Source organism: Aeromonas sp. 96A, assembly GCF_051919165.1.
Taxonomy (GTDB): Bacteria; Pseudomonadota; Gammaproteobacteria; order Enterobacterales; family Aeromonadaceae; genus Aeromonas; species Aeromonas veronii.
The window spans coordinates 4,534,733-4,551,301 of the sequence record NZ_JBQBFE010000001.1; the positions used below are offsets into that span (position 1 = coordinate 4,534,733).

Genomic DNA, 16,569 nt, shown 5'->3' on the forward strand with positions numbered 1-16,569 from the left:
CCTGCTGGCGCAGCTTATGCCTGACAGGCAGCGAGCCGGAGGGCTTCGCGGCGCTCGCTGACATGGGTCAGCCCGTAGGCCAGCAGCACGATAAGGGCGCCGATCCAGGGGGTGTGCATCAGGCCGAGGTGTTCCACCACAAAACCACCGACCACAGATCCCAGCGCAATGCCAACGTTGAAGGCGGCAATATTGAGGCCCGATGCCACATCCACTGCCTTGGGGGTGTGCAGCTCGGCCTGCTTCACCACCAGAACCTGCAGACCCGGCACGTTGCCGAAGGCAAAGGCACCCCACACCAGCACGGTGAGCACGGCCAGCAACGGATGGGGGGCGGTGAAGGTGAGGGCCAGCAGCACCAGCGCCAGACCGGCAAACAGCAGCTTCAGCGCCGGCAATGGGCCCATCTTGTCGGCCAGCTTGCCACCCCAGATATTGCCGATGGCGACCGATACCCCGTAGACCAGCAGGATCAGGCTCACCGCACCGGCGCTAAAGCCGCTCACCTGCTGCAGGATGGGGGCGAGGAAGGTAAAAGCCGTGAAGGCGCCGCCATAACCGAGGGCGGTTTTGGCGTAGACCAGCAGCAGCGGCTTCTTGGTCAGTACCGAGAGTTGCTCGCGGATGGTCGAGGCCGCCCCCTTGGGCAGGTTGCTCGGGATCAGCAGCAGGCTACCCACCATGGCGACCAGACCCAGCAGGCTCACCACCAGAAAGGTTTCACGCCAGCCAAAGACCTGACCAATCCAGGTGCCGAGCGGTACGCCGGTCACCAGCGCCACGGTAAGGCCGCTGAACATGATGGCGATGGCGCTCGCCGCCTTCTCTTTGGCCACAAGACCTGTGGCGATGGTGCTGCCCACCGAGAAGAAGACTCCGTGCGCCAATCCGGTGAGGATGCGGGCCACGATCAGGCTCTCGTAACCGGGGGCCTGCCAGGCCAGCAGGTTGCCGGCGGTAAAGAGTGCCATCAGCCCCACCAGCAACCACTTGCGCGGCACCTTGCCGGTCAGCGCCGTGAGCACGGGGGCACCGATGGCTACGCCAAGGGCATAGAGGCTGACCAACAGGCCCGCGGAGGGGAGCGAGACATTGAGCTGCTCGGCGATGGTGGGGATAAGCCCCACGATCACAAATTCGGTGGTGCCGATCGCAAAGGCACTCAGGGTAAGGGCAAATAACGCCAGTGGCATAACAACTCCTTGGTTAGGGACTCCCGACGGGAGAATGGCGCCAGTATGCCGATGGGTTTTGTTGGCAAAAATGACGGTGACAGCAAATTACTTTTGCCAAATATGCAGCAATAACGCTGAGTGGGAGGAGATTGTGTTGCCCGCTGCGTGAGCGCAACGCAGTGATCTGCTGCGCAAAACGGGATGAACGCTGCTCCTTTTCTGAGCTTGCTTAAGCTCCAGTACAAGCTGGCAGCCATAGGATTTTCCCTGTGAAACCAGTGTGTTGAACCCATGTGCGCCGGTGCTGTGATGGCCGTGCGCTTTCATCTACAGGCAATATCCAGCTGACAGGTAACATGATGACATTGAATCGACTCTCCTCTCTTTTGCTGCTGTGCGGCGCCTTTGCGGTACAGGCTGGCCAGAGCGATCCCCTCTCTGCCTGGAATGACACGGCGGCCAAGCAGGAGATCACCCGCTGGGTAACCAATGCCACCGATCAGCAGCAGGCCACTTTTATTCCGCCAGAGAAGCGCCATGTGGTGTTTGACAATGACGGCACCCTCTGGCCGGAAGCGCCCATGACCTATCAGCTGCAGTTTGCGATGGACGAGATCAAGCGCCTGGCGCCGGAACACCCGGAGTGGAAGGCCGACCCCATCGTCACGGCAGTGCTGAACAACGACCTCAAGGCCGTGGCCAAATCGGGGAAGAAAGGGCTCGCCAAGCTGGTGGGACTGACCCACAGCGGCATGACCACCACCGAGTTTGCCGAGCGGGTCACTCGCTGGGTCAACAGCAGTAAGGATCCCCGTTTTGGCTGCCACTACGATCAGCTCGGGTATCTGCCGATGAAGCAGCTGCTGGGGTATCTGCGGGATAATGGCTTCCAGACCTGGATTGTCTCCGGCGGCGGCGTCGATTTTATGCGGGTGATGTCCGAGCAGATGTATGGCATCCCGCCCCAGCAGGTGATTGGCTCCTTTACCCTCGGCGAGTTTGCCCTGACCGGGGAGGGCAGCGAGATCCGCAAGACCATGAACGGCGCCTATTTCGATGACAGCAAGGCGAAACCGGCCGCCATTCACCTCTTTATGGGGCAGGGTCCGGTCGGCGCCTTTGGTAACAGCGATGGCGACGTGCCCATGCTGCAATACACCTCGACCAACCCGGATTACCACACTTTTGGTTTGTTGGTGCACCACACCGATGCCAAGCGCGAATACGCCTACGACAGTCATCCGCCAGCCAGCGGCAAGCTGATCGACGGGCTGGCACAGGCAAAAGCGCGGGGCTGGGTGGTGGTCGATATGAAATCAGACTGGAAGCAAGTGTTCGATCCCGCCCTTTGCCAGAACGCGCCCTGATTGCGGGGCTGCATCTGGCATCAATATGGCGGCTGGACGTTCAGCAAGCGCTGCAAAGCGTGAGGCAAGAAAAGAGACAGGGAGAGCATGATGCTCTCCCTGTTTTATCTGGCTTGCTGGCAGAGCCAGCCTTTTTTTCGCGTTAGTCTCACGCCTTTCGCGTCAGTCCCACGCAGGGGCAAAGTCGGGATTGGCGCAGCGCTCGCCCCTATCCAGCGTGGCGATGGCGGCCATCTCCTCGCTGCTCAAGGTGATATCGAGAGCGGCCAGATTGGCAGCCTGATTCTCCCGCTTGGTGGAGCTCGGGATCACTGTCATGTCCTGCGCCAGCAGCCAGGCCAGCGATATCTGCGCCGCCGATACCCCGTGGCGCTGGCCAATCTCCATCAGCAGCGGCTCGCTCAGCACCTTGCCATAGGCGAGCGGCATATAGGCGGTAACGGCGATACCCTGGGCCTTGCAGAACTCGACCACCTTGCGGTTTTGCAGCAAGGGATGAACCTCGATCTGCTGGTGGGCGATGGCCCCAGGCCCCAAAATCTCGATAGCCTGTTTGAGCTGGGCCACGGTGAAGTTGGAGACCCCGATCTCCCGGGTCAGCCCCCGGGCCTTGGCCTCGGCCAACTGCTCCAGATAGACCGCCATCGGCACCTCATCCTTGGGGGAGGGCCAGTGGATCAGCGCCAGATCCAGATAGTCGGTGCCCAGTTTTTCCAGGCTCACCTCAAGGCTCGGGATCAGCTTGCCCGGGCCAAACTCGCTGGTCCACACCTTGGTGGTCAGGTAGATCTCGTGACGGGCAATGGCACTGCGGGTCAGCACGGCGCCGACCTCGGCTTCGTTGTCATAGATCTGGGCGGTATCGATATGGCGATAGCCCAGCTCCAGACCGTTGGTCAGGGTGGCAAGCAGCGGCTCGCCCTTCAGGCGGAAGGTGCCCAGACCCATGGGTGGCATATTGATCATCTCGTTCCTCAATGGGGTGGTGGTTGGCCCTTGATGGGCTGAACAGAAACAGGCTCTAGGGCCAGTCAGGCGCCCAGTGGCTGATAGCGGCGAATGGTGCTGCTGGCAAACCAGGGCTCGGCCTTGGCGACAAATTCGGTAAAGTGGGGTTGGCCCTGATGGGCGGTGAGGGCCGCTTCGCTCTCCCACACCTCGTAGAGCATCCAGCTGTTTGGATTGTCCAAGTCCTGATGCAGCTGATAGCGCTGGCAGCCCGCCTCTTGCAAGGTGGCCGCAATCAGTAGCTCAAGGGCGGCGCGAAACTGGGCGGCGAGTTCGGGTTTGGCTTCAAGCTGGGCAATCACAATCACGGGTGATGACATCTGAACCTCCTTGGCAAAAACGAAGGGTCAGTATGCCTGCCGTGACTTGCAGGAAACAGGGCGCTGGTCGCAAAACAGTATTGAGGGGAGAGCAGCAATGGGAACCAATAAATGACACCGACAAAGTCGGTGTCAAGTGATAGTTAGATTTGCGTAGTTAGTATGGAATAGCCAAGATACAGCACTATTTTTTCAGTTGTTTAGCTTCATATCTGATGCTGTCTCTCAAAAACAGAAGCATGGTGCTGATCTATCTTTTCATTGACATAGTTGTCGGTGGCCTTCACCAAGTCTTTTATAAATCTGATTACTTTTTCAAGTTCGTCACGTTTAATCAAATGAGCTGATGGAATTCCTGAGTTTATAGGTTTTGAGCGATGGGCAGCATCCCCACGCTTCTTAATCCATTGATTCAATGTTGATCTGGCTTTATCTGGCTCGTAATTTGACCACCGCCATCCTTCAGTGACATCAAACCCTAAATAGTCTTGAAAGATTCGTTTTGTTTTATCGGAGCTAGGGTTGTGGAATGTTTTCAAATCTGTATGAAGTTTTTTTAATATAAAATCACCAAGATAGCTACCTTGAACAATCGCAAGCTTTTTATGCATTTCTTCGACAACACGATCTTCTACATAGGTTTCCCATGCAGTGAGTGCCATTACAAGTCCTGCTCGTTTTAGTACTTCGCTGTTTGGTGGAGGTGGGTTTGCATTTACACTATCAAAATGGGCTAATAACTCTTCAGCATCTTTTATTGCGTATTCAAATCCTTGAATTGCTTTTGACATATTCCCTTCCAGATAAAACGGTATTTAAAGTATTGTATGGTTGGTATTCAATATATGGATATGAAAAACATATATACAAGAGCAGCATCATGCTAATAACAGACATTAGCATTGAATGCTGATGATACTTCATTGTTTCCAAAAAATTGCATCGGCAAGATCACAAAAAAGTTATTCATTAGTATTTTTAGATATTTGTAAGAGATCACGGCTGATTATGGATATTGTTGGGGCGCATCGTGTGGATGCTTCTCCCACTAACCCATCACGCACAGGCCGGTTCAGCCCAGACTGCAAACTCATTACCGCTGGGCTCAACGAAGTGGAAACGGCGTCCACCGGGGAAGTCGAATAGTGGGCGACTGATTGTGCCACCGTGTTGGCTCACCTTGGCTTGAGTCGCTTCAATATCGGCGCTGTAGAACACCAGCAGGGCGCCGCCCTGCGCACTCTGGCTGCACAGATCGGCGCGATAGAAGCCGCCATCCAGCCCTTCTCCCTCGAAGGCGCAATAATCGGGGCCGTAATCGGCAAATTGCCAGCCGAAAGCGGCCTGAAAGAAGGCCTTGGTGGCGGCAAGATCTCTGGCTGCAAACTCCACATAGTTCAGTTTTTCATGGGCTTTCATTCAGTTCGTCTCCCTCATCATCAGCATCGGTGGGCTCAGCAAGTTGCTCCCACGGGGTCAGTTTAAGCTGCTTGCGCCGTAGCCAGAGCCAAGATGCCATGGTCAGGCCGCAGAATCCCGCAAACAGGGCTGTTTGGCGCAGGGCAAACAGCGGATCTATCCCCATGGGGTGCCAACTGAAAAACCACATCGCCATGCCCCATACCAGACCAATGCCTACCCCGAATACCAGAACGTTGGTTAGCCAACCCTCATAGTGAGGTGGTTTGACGGGATAACCGAACCTGCGCAGCAGTCTGCACAGCGGGGGATTGTAGTTGGCATGCCATACCCCTTTGTTAGCCAGCTCCTGATGGGCGGCGGCCAGCCGCTCTTCAAATGTCATGGTATTGATCCTTGTGAAATAAAAGGTGCCATACGGTGCTTTTCTGGCTGCATTGTACTGACAAATCGCGAGCATGATGTGGGCTCGCGGTCACGTTCTTTCTCTGTAGAAAAAAGAACTGACCTCACCGCACGCTTGCTAATCCACAGCTGCTGCGCCTATAAAGACCCATTACTCTTGTCCGGATAACAGCAATGAAGACCCATTCTGATGAACTGACCCTGTTTGTGGCGGTGGTGGAGGCGGGCAGTTTTCGCCAAGCGGCGGAGAACCTTGGCATGGATAACTCGGTGGTGAGCCGTGGTATCAAGCGGCTGGAGGAGAAGCTCTCCACCGTGCTTCTCAATCGCACCACCCGCCGGGTCAGTCTGACCGAGGAGGGGAGCTGGTTCTATCAGCGGGCGGTGAAGATCCTGACCGAGATGAGCGAGGTGGAGGGGCATCTGCTGATGCGCCGGGAACAACCCGAAGGGGTGTTGAGAGTCGATGCTGCCACCCCCTTTATCCTGCACCGACTGGTGCCGATCATCGGCGAGTTTCGCCGCCGCTACCCCGCCATCGAGCTACAGCTGCACAGCTCGGAGGGCTTTATCAATCTGATGGAGCGGCGGGTGGACATGGCCATCCGCATCGGCGAACTGACCGACTCCTCCCTGCGTGCGCTGCCCCTTGGTCGTTCGCGGTTGCGGCTGCTGGCCTCTCCTGCTTACTTGAGCGAGCGCGGCACCCCGCGCCAACCGGCAGATCTGCTGAGCGGTCACGAGCTGCTTGGATTTTTGCATCCCGATCACCTCAACCACTGGCCGCTGCTCAGTGCCGAGCAGGGGGATCGCTTTGCCATCACCCCCAGCCTGCGTGCCAGCAGCGGTGAAACCTTGCGTCAGCTGGCGCTGGCGGGGCAGGGGATTGTCTGTCTGTCAGATTTCATGACTGGGCCGGATCGGGAGAGCGGCGCGCTGGTGGAGGTGCTGGCCCGCAGTAACAGCGGCGCCTCGCGCCCCATCAATGCAGTCTTCTACTCCGATGCCCAGCGGGATATCCGGCTGCGGGTCTGGCTCGACTTTCTTAAAGAGCAGCTGGGCAGCCATACCCTTTAGTGCAGGTTGGTTTGTGCTGTTTGTTTGAACGGTTCGTCGCTGCGGTTTGCTTGGCGAAGAACAAGGCGTGCCTTCGTTGCGGCCCATCAGCATTAGCCAGGCGGCAGATAAACAGACGGCCGACTTGAGGGTCGGCCGCCGGTTCGGGAAGGTGTGTGAGCTGAAGCGCAGTTAGCGGGGCAGTTTGCCCCATACCCGGCTGAGCAGGGCGCCGCCGATCACCGGCGGAATGGCCAGCAGCAGGGTCCACTGCCAGGAGAGGCCGCCGACGGTGGCGGCCAGTACGATGCAGGTGAGCACCACCAGTTGGGCCACCATCATCAGGAAGGTGCCTTCGCGGGGGGTCAGGGTCTCTTTTTGAGTGGCGACGTGGGCTACGGGCGCTTGAGTGGTGGTCGGTTTCATGGCGATATCCCTCTGTTGAGTCTGATATCACTAAGCAATGGCCGTTCCACATTTTTTCATGTTAATTATCAATGCCTTGCGAGTTTTGTCGTCATTCCCGTTTCGAGAGCGCAGGCAAAATGATTTGCAAAATGAAAACGCCACCCTGTGGTGGCGTCTTAGTTATTGAGAGGGAGAGAGGGAAGCGCCGGGCCTAGCCAATCCGGTATTGGCGGATCTGCTCGTCGATGGCTTTGGCCAGTTCGAACAGTTCGCGGCTGGCGGCATTGCTCTCCTGCGCGTGTTCCCGCTGGTGTTCGGCCACCATGGCCAGCTCGTCGAGCGCGGTTCTGGCTTGCCCCATCTGTTGATTCTGCGCCTGCGCCAGCGCGCTGATCTCGTTGATCTCGAGGGCGGTCTGGTTGATCTGGCTGGTGGCATCCACCAGCACCTCTCTGGCCTGATTCATCCGGTTGTATCCCTCTTCGCTCAGGTTGCGGGAGTCTGCCATCGAGCTGCTGGCCTGCCGCGTTCCCTCCTGCAGGCGCAAGATAAGATCCTGCACATCCTTGGTGGCGGTCTGGGTACGCACCGCCAACTGACGTACCTCGTCGGCCACCACCGCAAAGCCGCGTCCCATATCCCCCGCCCGGGCAGCTTCGATGGCCGCATTGAGGGCCAGCAGGTTGGTCTGGTTCGAGACATCGCGGATGAGGTTCATGATCTGGGTGATGTTGTTGCTGTCTTTCACCACCTCATCGAGCAGGGCCGAGGAGCTGCCGATGCTGCTGCGCAAGGTGTCGAGTTGCGCGGCGCTCTGGGTCACATCCTGCTCGATGCTGAGCATATGGTTGGCGATGCGTTGGGTCACGTCGTTGACCCCTTCAGAGCGGCTGGCGATCTGCTCGGCGTTGTCGCCGATGGTGGTGACAACAGTGGTCAGCTCCTGAATGCTCTGGGCCTGCTGGCACGCTTCTCCTGCCAGTGCCTGGGCCTGCTGCATGGATTGGGACGACTGCGCTGAGAGGGCGCTGCCTGACTGCTGGAAGCGGGAGAAGCTCTGGTTCAGGCTCTGGATCAGCTGATTGAAACTCTGGGCCATCATGCCCAGCTCCGACTCGTCAGAGAAGTCGAGGCGGGTCGCCAGATCCCGATCGGCGGTGATGTGGTGCATGCCATCTGCTGCCTGACGAATGGGGCGACTGATGGAGTGAGCCAGCCAGGCGGAGGCCAGCATGGCGATCCCGCCGATGGCGAGCGACACCATGATGATGAGCTGGCGGGATTCCTGCAGTCCCTCTTCCAGCTCGGCGCTGTTGATCTCGCCAATCAGCAGTCGGTTGAGGGTGGGGATGTAACGTACCGCGATGAGGTAGGTTTGCCCTTCCAGTGTTAGCGCCTCTACGGCCACCTGTTCCCGGGCATTGGGAATAAGCCGTTTGACGGTATCGAGGAAGGATTGCTGGTGGTGGGCGGCCCCCTCTACCTCCTGCTCGGGGTGGATCTCGATATTGCCCTCCATATCCGCCAGATAGACCTGACCACTCTTGCCGATCCGGTAGCCGCTGATGAGTTTGCTCAGGGCACTCATGTCGATGGAGGTGCCAGCCACCGCCAGGGTCTTGCCCTCGTGGGTGACGGCGGTGTTGATATAGAGGGAGGCGCGCTTGTCAAAATCTGAGATGTCGAGGTTCAGCTCATAGGGTTTGCTGCGTTTGAGAAAGCCGAAAAACCACCCATCTTTCGGGTCTGATTCGCTCAGCGATTTCTGGGCGGTGGGGCCGCCGCTGAAGTTGATCAGGGTGTTGCTCTGGCGGGGAGCGATAAAGACGTTGCCGCCGATCCGCCGTTGCAGATCCTGAAAGTAACGCTCCATGGCGGGCCACTCTTGCTCTGGCATGCCTGCGGTCAGCCAGTCGATGACAAAACGGTTGCTGGCCAGCGCCTGCGCCTCGGTCAGGTGCTGGATAAGCTGCGCTGTCAGCTGGTTGGCAATGCGATCCACACTGCTTGGCAGCTCGTAGCGTTCGACCCGCTGCTGGGCCTGACTGTGGGATATCTGCTCGAGGATCAAGGTGATGCAGCTGATGGCGATGGCCATCAGTATCGCCACGCCAGCGAGGATCCGGGTGCGGATCCCGAGCCCTGACCAGAGTGAGTGCAGTGTAAAACGGTGTATCGCCCTCTCCATATCGCTCTCCTCATAAATAAGGTCGCATATGCGACCCAGATGATGATTATAGATAGAGAACTCAATTGCGTTGTGATGGATGGTGACAACAGAGGGCGGCAGAAAAACAGGAGGGAGCAATGAGCGGGGAAGGGGGCAGAAAGCGGTAAGGGAAAGCATAAAAAGAGAGGCCGACATTGCGGTCGGCCTCTTGGGTGTTTATCTCAACGGAATGTCGGGTGCCCGATCAATCCTCTTCAGCCCAACGGCGTGAACGCTCAACCGCTTTCTGCCAGCCGCTGTAACGTTTGGCGCGATCGTCTCTGTCCATCTGCGGGATGAACTCGCGGTCCACGCTGAACTTGTCTTCCAGCTCGTCCGAGCTCTTCCAGAAGCCGACTGCCAGACCTGCCAGGAAGGCGGCGCCCATGGCGGTAGTCTCGATGCGGGTCGGACGTACCACCGGGGTGTGCATCATGTCAGCCTGGAACTGCATCAGGAAGTCGTTGGCTACGGCGCCGCCGTCTACCTTGAGGGCTGCCAGCTTGATGCCGGAGTCCTGCTGCATCGCATCCAGCACATCGCGGCTCTGATAGGCGATGGATTCCAGCGCGGCGCGGATGATGTGGTTGCGGTTGGCGCCACGGGTCAGGCCGACCATGGTGCCGCGAGCATACGGATCCCAGTAGGGGGCGCCCAGACCAACGAAGGCCGGTACCAGATAGACGCCGTTGGTATCGCCCACCTTGGAGGCGAAGTAGTCGGTATCGCGGGCATCGTGAATGATCTTCAGCTCGTCACGCAGCCACTGGATGGTGGCGCCGCCCATGAACACTGCACCTTCCAGCGCGTAGTTCACTTCCCCTTTCGGGCCGATGGCAACGGTAGTCAGCAGGCCATTGCTGGAGCGAACCGGCTCGGTGCCGGTGTTCATCAGCATGAAGCAGCCGGTGCCGTAGGTGTTCTTGGCCATCCCTTTTTCAAAGCAGAGCTGGCCGAACAAGGCAGACTGCTGGTCACCGGCAATACCGGCGATGGGGATGCGGGAGCCGCCGCCACGGGTGGTGTAGCCGTACACTTCGGAAGAGGGTTTCACTTCCGGCAGCATGGACATGGGGATGCCCAGCTCGTCCAGCATCTTCTCGTCCCACTTCAGCTCGCGGATGTTGTAGAGCATGGTACGGGAGGCGTTGGTTGGGTCGGTGACGTGCACTTCGCCATTGGTCATCTTCCAGACCAGCCAGGTATCGATGGTGCCGAACAGCAGCTCGCCGTTCATCGCCTTCTCGCGGGCACCTTCCACGTTATCGAGGATCCACTTCACCTTGGTACCGGAGAAGTAGGCATCCAGCACCAGACCTGTGTTTTCGCGAACGTACTCTTCCAGACCGCGAGCTTTGAGCTCTTCGCAGATGGCGGCGGTGCGGCGGCACTGCCAGACGATGGCGTTGTAGATGGGCTTGCCGGTGGCCTTTTCCCATACCACTGTGGTTTCACGCTGGTTGGTGATACCGATGGCGGCGATCTCTTCGCTGCGCAGGCCGGTCTTGGCCAGCACTTCGGTAAAGACGGAGGATTGGGTCGCCCAGATCTCCATCGGGTCGTGCTCTACCCAGCCCGCTTTCGGGTAGTGCTGGGTGAATTCGCGCTGGGAGGTACCAACGATATTGGCATCCTGATCAAACACGATGGCGCGGGAAGAGGTGGTTCCCTGGTCCAGAGCGACGACATATTTCTTTTCAGCAGACATGATGTTCTCCACGTTTCTATTTTCCACGTTTTTATACGTTGGAGGGGGCCGCTCTTATGCGGCAGCCTCTTCTTTGGCGGTTTGGGTCGCTTGCTCGGTGGTGACGACACGGTTGCCCGGGACGCAGGGAGCCAGCACTTTGACATACAGAGCGGTACCAATCTGGGCGCCAACGATGGGGCCAAGGATCGGAACCCAGAAGTAGGGGTTGTCACGACCACCGGTCAGGGCAACATCACCCCAGCCAGCAAAGAACGCGAACAGTTTCGGACCAAAGTCACGGGCCGGGTTCATGGCAAAACCGGTTAACGGGCCAAGGGAGGCGCCGATCACCGCGATCAGGATACCGATCAGCAGGGCGGCCGCGAAACCTTTGGGGGCGCCATTGTTGTTGTCACCCAGCGCCATGATGCCCAGCATCAGGACGGCGGTGATCACCAGCTCGACGGCAAAAGCTTGCATGTTGGTCAGCAGGGCATTGGGGTAGGTGGAGAAGATCCCGGCGGTGCCGAGGCTCTCGACGCTGCCGCGCACCACGTTATGGGTCACTTCCCACTGGGTGAAAAGGTTACCATAAAGGAAGTAGACAAGGGCTGCGAAGCAGAAGGCACCGGCCATCTGGGCGATGATGTAGGGTACCACCTTGCGCTTGTCGAACCCGCAGAAGGTCATTAGCGCCAGGGTTACAGCAGGGTTCAGGTGAGCACCTGAAATGCCGCCGGTCACATAGATGGCGATGGCCACACCCAGACCCCAGGTAATGGAGATTTCCCACTGCCCGAAGTTGGCGCCAGCCAGCACCAGTGCCGCCACACATCCGACGCCGAAAAATATCAGCAGGCCGGTTCCGATAAACTCGGCGATGCACTCGCCAAGCAGGGTATTGGGTCTTTGTATGCTCATACTTTTGTTCCTTATATCCACCCGTAGAGGTTTGATGTTCCGTTTTATCTTTTTGTGTCTATCCGTTGCCGCCGAAAACGTTTCCTTGTTGTTTTTGCGTCTTGCGCAAACGTTATGCTCGTTTGCGCTCGTTATCGGTCGTGACAGAAAATAACCCTTCCCAATAATTTCACCATCCCCCCTCCATAGGAAATGTGGACAAGATCCCACTCATTGCTAAGAAAATGTGACGTAAAGCATCTTGATAACCGCCAGTTACCACTTAGGGGGTAGCTCGCAACCCTTGCCACACAAGGGCTGGCGCTTGCTGAGTGATTTCTCATTTGGAGCTTTTATTTGTAATAAAACTGCAATATTTGAGCATGCATCACAGATTAAATGAGCGCATATGAGCACAATAGGCTCGCTTACGAATTAGTGGACTCACATGATTCGTTGGAATGGTCAGGGCATCCTCAACCGCCCATAACAACAATAAGGAAGCAGAACATGCTTAGTCTCTTCAGGCCTGCGGCGCACATCGACAGGCTCCCGGCTGACAAGGTCGACCCCTTCTACAAACGCATGCGTTGGCAGGTGTTTTTCGGGATCTTCTTCGGTTACGCCGGCTACTATCTGGTACGGAAAAACTTCAGTCTGGCGATGCCCTATCTGATCGAGCAGGGCTTCTCCCGTGGTGATCTCGGTTTCGCGCTCTCCGGGGTCTCCATCGCTTACGGTTTGTCCAAGTTCCTGATGGGGAACGTCTCTGACCGTTCCAACGCCCGTTACTTCCTCTCCGCCGGTCTGCTGCTCTCGGCTGCCATCATGTTCATGATGGGTACCATGCACTGGGCCACCTCCAGCATTGCCATCATGTTTGTGCTGTTGTTCCTGAACGGTTGGGCACAGGGCATGGGCTGGCCGCCCTGCGGTCGCACCATGGTGCACTGGTGGTCGCAGAAAGAGCGCGGCGAAGTGGTTGCGGTCTGGAACGTGGCACACAACGTGGGTGGCGGTATGATTGGCCCGCTGTTTATCCTCGGGATGGGCTGGTTCAACGACTGGCGCAGCGCCTTCTATGTGCCTGCTGCAGCGGCGGCAGCCATCGCAGTGATCGCTTTCTTCGTGATGCGTGATACCCCGCAATCTGTCGGTCTGCCTCCTATCGAGGAGTACAAGAACGACTATCCGAAGGATTACAACGAGAGCCACGAGCAGGAGTTCTCCGCCAAGGAGATCTTCGTCAAGTACGTGCTGCACAACAAACTGCTGTGGTACATCGCGATCGCCAACGCTTTCGTTTACCTCATTCGTTACGGTGTGCTGGACTGGGCGCCAACTTACCTGAAAGAGGCCAAGCACTTCACCGTCGACAACTCCTCCTGGGCTTACTTCCTCTACGAGTGGGCCGGTATTCCGGGCACCCTGCTGTGTGGCTGGATCTCTGACAAGATGTTCCAGGGCCGCCGTGCCCCGGCCGGTATCCTGTTCATGGTGCTGGTGACCCTGGCTGTACTGGTTTACTGGTTCAACCCGGCCGGCAACCCGACCATCGACATGATGGCGCTGGTGGCTATCGGCTTCCTGATCTACGGCCCTGTCATGCTGATTGGCCTCTATGCTCTTGAGCTGGCACCGAAGAAAGCAGCCGGTACTGCGGCAGGTTTCACCGGTCTGTTCGGTTATCTGGGCGGCGCGGTCGCGGCCAACGCCATGCTGGGTTATACCGTTGACCACTTCGGTTGGGATGGCGGCTTCATGGTGCTGACCGTCTCCTGCGTGCTCTCCATCATCCTGCTGGCGATGACCCTCAAGCATGAGAACATTGCCGTTGCGGCCAAGAAAGCGGCTGCCCATAAGGCATAAAACGTGATCCTCAGCTTATTGATCCCAAAGGGGATCAGGTAAACTGCCAAAAGGCCCCGCATCTGCCGGGGCCTTTTTTTGTCTCATCATCGGAGTGCAAGCGTGAAGCAAACCCAACGACATCTGGAGATCCTGGACGTCCTGACGCGGCAGGGATTTGTCTCGACCGACGATCTGGTGACCCACTTTGACGTCAGCCCCCAGACCATTCGCCGGGATCTGAACGATCTCGCCGAACAGAACAAGATCCGGCGCCATCATGGCGGTGCCTCCCTGCATTCGAGTACCGTCAATACCGCCTATAGCGCCCGTAAAGTGATGCAACTCAAGGAGAAAGAGCGCATCGCCCGCGAGGTAGCGGCCAATATTCCCGACGGCTCATCGCTCTTTATCGACATAGGTACCACCACCGAAGCCATTGCCCGCGCACTGCTCGATCACCGCGAGCTGCGCATCGTCACCAACAACCTCAACGTGGCCAGCATTTTGACGGCCAAGGATGACTTCACCGTCATCATTGCCGGCGGCGAGATCCGCAACCGCGATGGCGGCATCGTGGGGGAGGCGACCCGCGACTTTATCGGTCAGTTTCGCATGGACTATGGCGTCATCGGGATTTCGGGGATCGACAACGACGGCTCCCTGCTCGATTTCGACTATCACGAGGTGAAGATCGCCCAGGCTATTATCGCTCACTCCCGTCAGGTGTTCCTGGCCGCCGACCACACCAAGTTTGGTCGCAATGCCATGGTCAATCTGGGCAATCTCAGCCAGATCCACGCCCTCTTTACCGATCAGGAGCCACCGGAAAAGCTGACGCGATTGATGGCGCAACACCAGATCGCCTGCCACATCTGCTGACGGCGAAACACGCCCAGGCTGTGCCGGTCGCCCGTCAGGGCGGCCTCCTTTCTCTCCCCCAGCCCCGCACTCATCTCACCCCTTTATAGGTATTGCCAAAACCACTATTCAATCTGGTTTTTTTGGCTATTAACCCGCCGATGTTGGCCCGACGCCATTTGCTCCGCTGACCTGTCCACTTTGCCACCTCTGGCGGGCTGTGGCGATCACACTTTCATCATAAAATGTTCGTTTGTTGTATTTTCATGTTCTAAAATGAGCGAAATCAAACATTGCTGTTATAGCAATCATAAAAATGAAAGTAGGTGAACATGAGCGAACATTATGATCTGGTCGTCGTCGGTGGCGGCATCAACGGGGTCGGCATCGCAGCCGATGCGGCAGGACGGGGTCTGAAGGTTGCCCTGTTTGAGGCGCAAGATCTCGCCTCTGCCACCTCGTCCAACTCCAGCAAGCTGATCCACGGCGGTTTGCGCTATCTCGAGCATTACGAATTCCGGCTGGTCAAAGAGGCGTTGGCGGAGCGTGAGGTGCTGCTCGGTATGGCGCCTCACATTGCGCGTCCCATGCGTTTTCGCCTGCCGCACCGTCCACACCTGCGTCCGGCCTGGATGATCCGTGCCGGTCTGTTCCTCTATGACAATCTGGCCAAGCGCGACAAGCTCAAGGGGAGCTGTGGCGTGCGCTTCCTGCCGCAAGATGGCTTGACCGCAGGGATCAACAAGGGGTTTGAATACTCGGACGCCTGGGTCGACGACGCCCGGCTGGTGGTGCTCAATGCCATGATGGCCCGTGACAAGGGGGCCGACGTGCAGACCCGCACCCGTTGCATCAAGGCGGTGCGCGGTTCCAAACACTGGACGCTCACTTTGGAGCGGGAAGGGGGCGAGCAGTTCACCGTCACCTGCCGTGGTCTGGTCAATGCGGCGGGCCCCTGGGTCAAGACCTTCTATGACGAGAGCCTGCACGAGAAATCCCCCCGCGGCATTCGCCTTATTAAAGGCAGCCACATGATAGTGCCGCGCATCCATGAGCGCGAAGAGGCCTATATCCTGCAAAACGAAGACAACCGCATCGTCTTCGTCATCCCTTATCAGCACGACTACTCCCTCATCGGCACCACGGATGTGGAGCACCACGGCAGCCCGCGGGAAGCGAAGATCAGCGAGGCCGAAATTACCTACCTGTGCAAGGTGGTCAACGCCCACTTCACTCGCCAAATTGCGCCGAAAGATGTGATCTGGACTTACGCCGGGGTGCGCCCGCTCTGTGATGACGAGTCAGATTCACCGCAGGCGGTGACCCGCGACTACACTCTCGAGCTCTCTGGCGAATCGGATGGTGCGCCGCTCTTGTCGGTGTTTGGCGGCAAGCTCACCACCTATCGCAAGCTGGCGCAGGCCGCCTGCAACAAGCTCAAGCCCTGGTTCAGCCAGATGGGGGATGACTGGACGGCGGCCAGCCGTCTGCCCGGCGGCGAGTTTGACTGCTCGGTGCGCGAGCTGGCCCGCGCCTTTGCGCTGGAGTTTGACTGGCTCGATGATCGCAGTGCCCTGCGCATTGCCGAGGCCTATGGCGCCCATGCCCGTCTCTGGCTGAAAGAGGATCGCGGCATTCACTTCGGTGGCGGCCTCTACGAGTCGGAAGTGCGTTATCTCATCGAGCGGGAGTGGGCCTGTTCACTGGATGATATCCTCTGGCGCCGCAGCAAGCTGGGGCTGCGCCTGAACGAGTCAGAGCAGCAGATGCTGCAGATCTGGCTCGACCAATACCATCAGGCTCTGCGCAAGGCGAGCTGATGAGTGACGGTGGGCAGTGCGCTGCTGCCCACCGTAAATATGAAACAAACCTCTGATAGAACAATTACCTACACAATAATAAA

15 protein-coding genes are annotated in these 16,569 nt (G+C 57.9%); 5 read left to right on the forward strand and 10 right to left on the reverse strand.

Going from position 1 to position 16,569, the window contains the following annotated elements:
* Positions 1-14 precede the first annotated feature (14 nt).
* The gene (locus tag ACTG2W_RS21045) at positions 15-1,193 is read right to left on the reverse strand and encodes an MFS transporter (RefSeq protein ID WP_106843981.1); all 1,179 of its coding nucleotides are present in this window, start codon (positions 1,191-1,193) and stop codon (positions 15-17) included.
* Between the two features lie 341 nt (positions 1,194-1,534).
* On the opposite strand from ACTG2W_RS21045, the gene ACTG2W_RS21050 reads away from it, so the two are divergent.
* Complete coding sequence (locus ACTG2W_RS21050) at positions 1,535-2,542, forward strand: HAD family hydrolase (protein WP_106843980.1); 1,008 nt, start codon at positions 1,535-1,537, stop codon at positions 2,540-2,542.
* Between the two features lie 162 nt (positions 2,543-2,704).
* Here ACTG2W_RS21050 and dkgB read toward each other — a convergent pair whose 3' ends face one another.
* The 5 genes from dkgB to ACTG2W_RS21075 form a co-directional block, all read right to left on the reverse strand.
* Positions 2,705-3,508: a 2,5-didehydrogluconate reductase DkgB gene (dkgB, locus tag ACTG2W_RS21055; protein ID WP_106843979.1), complete on the reverse strand. Its 804-nt coding sequence runs from the start codon at positions 3,506-3,508 to the stop codon at positions 2,705-2,707.
* A gap of 65 nt (positions 3,509-3,573) precedes the next feature.
* On the reverse strand, positions 3,574-3,870 hold the full coding sequence (locus tag ACTG2W_RS21060) for a putative quinol monooxygenase (protein WP_106843978.1): 297 nt from the start codon (positions 3,868-3,870) through the stop codon (positions 3,574-3,576).
* Positions 3,871-4,076: 206 nt separating this feature from the next.
* Complete coding sequence (locus ACTG2W_RS21065) at positions 4,077-4,661, reverse strand: HEPN domain-containing protein (protein WP_106843977.1); 585 nt, start codon at positions 4,659-4,661, stop codon at positions 4,077-4,079.
* Between the two features lie 265 nt (positions 4,662-4,926).
* Positions 4,927-5,289, reverse strand: a complete 363-nt coding sequence (locus ACTG2W_RS21070; RefSeq protein ID WP_106843976.1) for a VOC family protein — start codon at positions 5,287-5,289, stop codon at positions 4,927-4,929.
* The gene (locus tag ACTG2W_RS21075) at positions 5,276-5,674 is read right to left on the reverse strand and encodes a DUF6404 family protein (protein ID WP_371155196.1); all 399 of its coding nucleotides are present in this window, start codon (positions 5,672-5,674) and stop codon (positions 5,276-5,278) included. Before ACTG2W_RS21075 ends, ACTG2W_RS21070 begins: the two co-directional genes overlap by 14 nt.
* Positions 5,675-5,868: 194 nt before the next feature.
* Between ACTG2W_RS21075 and ACTG2W_RS21080 the strand changes: the two genes are divergently transcribed.
* A complete protein-coding gene (locus ACTG2W_RS21080) occupies positions 5,869-6,771 on the forward strand; it encodes a LysR substrate-binding domain-containing protein (RefSeq protein WP_440016520.1) in 903 nt (300 codons plus the stop codon).
* A 171-nt stretch (positions 6,772-6,942) separates the two neighbouring features.
* Here the strand turns inward: ACTG2W_RS21080 and ACTG2W_RS21085 are convergent, their stop codons facing one another.
* From ACTG2W_RS21085 to ACTG2W_RS21100, 4 genes are all read right to left on the reverse strand, one after another.
* Positions 6,943-7,176 carry a hypothetical protein gene (locus ACTG2W_RS21085; RefSeq protein WP_005337550.1) on the reverse strand — a complete coding sequence of 78 codons (234 nt, stop codon included), beginning with the start codon at positions 7,174-7,176 and terminating at the stop codon, positions 6,943-6,945.
* Positions 7,177-7,369: 193 nt separating this feature from the next.
* Positions 7,370-9,346: a methyl-accepting chemotaxis protein gene (locus ACTG2W_RS21090; RefSeq protein ID WP_103422270.1), complete on the reverse strand. Its 1,977-nt coding sequence runs from the start codon at positions 9,344-9,346 to the stop codon at positions 7,370-7,372.
* Positions 9,347-9,572: 226 nt separating this feature from the next.
* Positions 9,573-11,075 (reverse strand): glycerol kinase GlpK, encoded by a 1,503-nt coding sequence (glpK, locus tag ACTG2W_RS21095; RefSeq protein ID WP_005337546.1) that lies wholly within the window; start codon positions 11,073-11,075, stop codon positions 9,573-9,575.
* 54 nt (positions 11,076-11,129) lie between these two features.
* Positions 11,130-11,978, reverse strand: coding sequence for an MIP/aquaporin family protein (locus ACTG2W_RS21100; RefSeq protein ID WP_005350866.1), 849 nt, complete (start codon positions 11,976-11,978; stop codon positions 11,130-11,132).
* 489 nt (positions 11,979-12,467) lie between these two features.
* Between ACTG2W_RS21100 and glpT the strand changes: the two genes are divergently transcribed.
* The 3 genes from glpT (at position 12,468) to glpD (ending at position 16,486) form a co-directional block, all read left to right on the forward strand.
* Positions 12,468-13,826 carry a glycerol-3-phosphate transporter gene (glpT, locus tag ACTG2W_RS21105; RefSeq protein ID WP_005337540.1) on the forward strand — a complete coding sequence of 453 codons (1,359 nt, stop codon included), beginning with the start codon at positions 12,468-12,470 and terminating at the stop codon, positions 13,824-13,826.
* Positions 13,827-13,928: 102 nt separating this feature from the next.
* A complete protein-coding gene (locus ACTG2W_RS21110; RefSeq protein ID WP_005347045.1) occupies positions 13,929-14,687 on the forward strand; it encodes a DeoR/GlpR family transcriptional regulator in 759 nt (252 codons plus the stop codon).
* A gap of 311 nt (positions 14,688-14,998) precedes the next feature.
* Positions 14,999-16,486 carry a glycerol-3-phosphate dehydrogenase gene (gene glpD, locus ACTG2W_RS21115; protein WP_374878781.1) on the forward strand — a complete coding sequence of 496 codons (1,488 nt, stop codon included), beginning with the start codon at positions 14,999-15,001 and terminating at the stop codon, positions 16,484-16,486.
* The last annotated feature ends 83 nt before the right edge of the window (positions 16,487-16,569 follow it).

Coding starts and splice junctions, on each gene's coding strand:
- ACTG2W_RS21090 (WP_103422270.1), bottom strand. CDS start 9,346: ATGGAGAGGGCGATACACCGTTTTACACTGCACTCACTCTGGTCAGGG.
- glpT (WP_005337540.1), top strand. CDS start 12,468: ATGCTTAGTCTCTTCAGGCCTGCGGCGCACATCGACAGGCTCCCGGCT.
- ACTG2W_RS21085 (WP_005337550.1), bottom strand. CDS start 7,176: ATGAAACCGACCACCACTCAAGCGCCCGTAGCCCACGTCGCCACTCAA.
- dkgB (WP_106843979.1), bottom strand. CDS start 3,508: ATGATCAATATGCCACCCATGGGTCTGGGCACCTTCCGCCTGAAGGGC.
- ACTG2W_RS21065 (WP_106843977.1), bottom strand. CDS start 4,661: ATGTCAAAAGCAATTCAAGGATTTGAATACGCAATAAAAGATGCTGAA.
- ACTG2W_RS21070 (WP_106843976.1), bottom strand. CDS start 5,289: ATGAAAGCCCATGAAAAACTGAACTATGTGGAGTTTGCAGCCAGAGAT.
- ACTG2W_RS21100 (WP_005350866.1), bottom strand. CDS start 11,978: ATGAGCATACAAAGACCCAATACCCTGCTTGGCGAGTGCATCGCCGAG.
- glpK (WP_005337546.1), bottom strand. CDS start 11,075: ATGTCTGCTGAAAAGAAATATGTCGTCGCTCTGGACCAGGGAACCACC.
- ACTG2W_RS21050 (WP_106843980.1), top strand. CDS start 1,535: ATGACATTGAATCGACTCTCCTCTCTTTTGCTGCTGTGCGGCGCCTTT.
- ACTG2W_RS21080 (WP_440016520.1), top strand. CDS start 5,869: ATGAAGACCCATTCTGATGAACTGACCCTGTTTGTGGCGGTGGTGGAG.
- ACTG2W_RS21060 (WP_106843978.1), bottom strand. CDS start 3,870: ATGTCATCACCCGTGATTGTGATTGCCCAGCTTGAAGCCAAACCCGAA.
- ACTG2W_RS21075 (WP_371155196.1), bottom strand. CDS start 5,674: ATGACATTTGAAGAGCGGCTGGCCGCCGCCCATCAGGAGCTGGCTAAC.
- glpD (WP_374878781.1), top strand. CDS start 14,999: ATGAGCGAACATTATGATCTGGTCGTCGTCGGTGGCGGCATCAACGGG.
- ACTG2W_RS21045 (WP_106843981.1), bottom strand. CDS start 1,193: ATGCCACTGGCGTTATTTGCCCTTACCCTGAGTGCCTTTGCGATCGGC.